General features: G+C 46.2%; 1 protein-coding gene. It reads right to left on the minus strand.

Features of this window, described 5'->3' with window-relative positions:
- Nucleotides 1-174: 174 nt before the first annotated feature.
- Nucleotides 175-1,380: a methionine adenosyltransferase gene (gene metK, locus EGV91_RS17065; RefSeq protein ID WP_135505865.1), complete on the minus strand. Its 1,206-nt coding sequence runs from the start codon at nt 1,378-1,380 to the stop codon at nt 175-177.
- Between the last annotated feature and the right edge of the window lie 150 nt (nt 1,381-1,530).

The raw sequence follows: 1,530 nt of genomic DNA on the forward strand, positions 1-1,530 counted from the left end.
TGAGTATTTTCATGGCATGCAAATAGATTGATACCCATTATTTTTAGAATATTTAATTATTACCATTTATTCTACCATTTATCTCCAACTATTCAATGGCTTAGTCAGGCTGTTTTTATTCAAAAAAAGACGATCGGCACATTTGCCGATCGTCTTTTCTACTATTATATTCATTTATTCTGCAGCGACGCCTGATTGTTCTTTAAGGATTGCTGCTTTATCCGTGCGCTCCCATGGCAGATCCACGTCCGTACGGCCGAAATGTCCGTATGCAGCAGTCTGCTTGTAGATTGGGCGGCGAAGGTCAAGCATTTTGATGATGCCAGCTGGACGCAAATCGAAGTTTGCGCGCACAAGGTCGATCAACGTGTCTTCGCTTACTTTGCCTGTTCCGAATGTGTCGATTGCAATTGAAACCGGGTGTGCTACCCCGATTGCGTAAGCCACTTGCACTTCACATTTGTCTGCAAGGCCTGCAGCAACGATGTTTTTCGCAACATAGCGAGCAGCGTATGCACCTGAACGGTCCACTTTTGTCGCATCTTTTCCTGAGAAAGCACCGCCGCCGTGGCGCGCATAACCGCCATAAGTGTCGACGATGATTTTGCGGCCTGTCAAGCCCGCATCCCCTTGAGGTCCACCGATAACAAAGCGGCCTGTCGGGTTGATGAAGTATTTTGTATCTTCATCGATCAAGTTAGCCGGAACGACTGCGTTGATGACATATTCTTTGATGTTGCGCTGAATCTGCTCAAGCGTCACTTCTGGGTGATGCTGAGTCGAGATGACAATCGTATCTACGCGGAACGGTTTGTTGTTTTCATCGTATTCGATTGTTACTTGCGTTTTGCCATCCGGACGCAAATATGGAAGGATCTCTTCTTTGCGTACTTCTGCAAGGCGGCGAGCCAATTTATGTGCCAAGCTGATCGGCAATGGCATCAATTCTTCTGTTTCGTTGGATGCGTAGCCGAACATCAAGCCTTGGTCGCCTGCTCCGATTTCATCCAATTCTTTATCAGTCATTTGGCCTTCACGTGCTTCAAGAGCCACGTTGACTCCTGCAGCGATATCCGCTGACTGCTCATCAATCGCTGTCAAAACAGCGCTTGTTTCAGAGTCGAAACCGTATTTCGCGCGTGTATAGCCGATATCTTTAACTGTTTGGCGCACTACTTTCGGGATGTCGACATACGTAGATGTCGTAATTTCTCCCGCAACCAACACCAAACCTGTTGTTACTGTCGTTTCGCATGCTACTCGTGCGTTCGGGTCTTCTGCTAAGATTGCATCAAGGATGGCATCTGAGATTTGGTCACAGATTTTATCCGGATGTCCTTCTGTTACTGATTCTGATGTGAATAATTTACGGTTTGTCAAAAAAAGCTCCTCCTTATATCCTGCGAGATTGCTCTCGAAATTGATACGGTACTCGTTTTCCCATGTCAAGTCCGTTCCAGTCGAACTGGATTGAACTTCAAGCCGTTGTGGCCTTTGCACACGAGGATTAAGGGCAATTTCATAAAAAAA

Origin of the sequence: Planococcus koreensis (assembly GCF_004761975.1) — a bacterium.
Classification (GTDB): domain Bacteria; phylum Bacillota; class Bacilli; order Bacillales_A; family Planococcaceae; genus Planococcus; species Planococcus koreensis.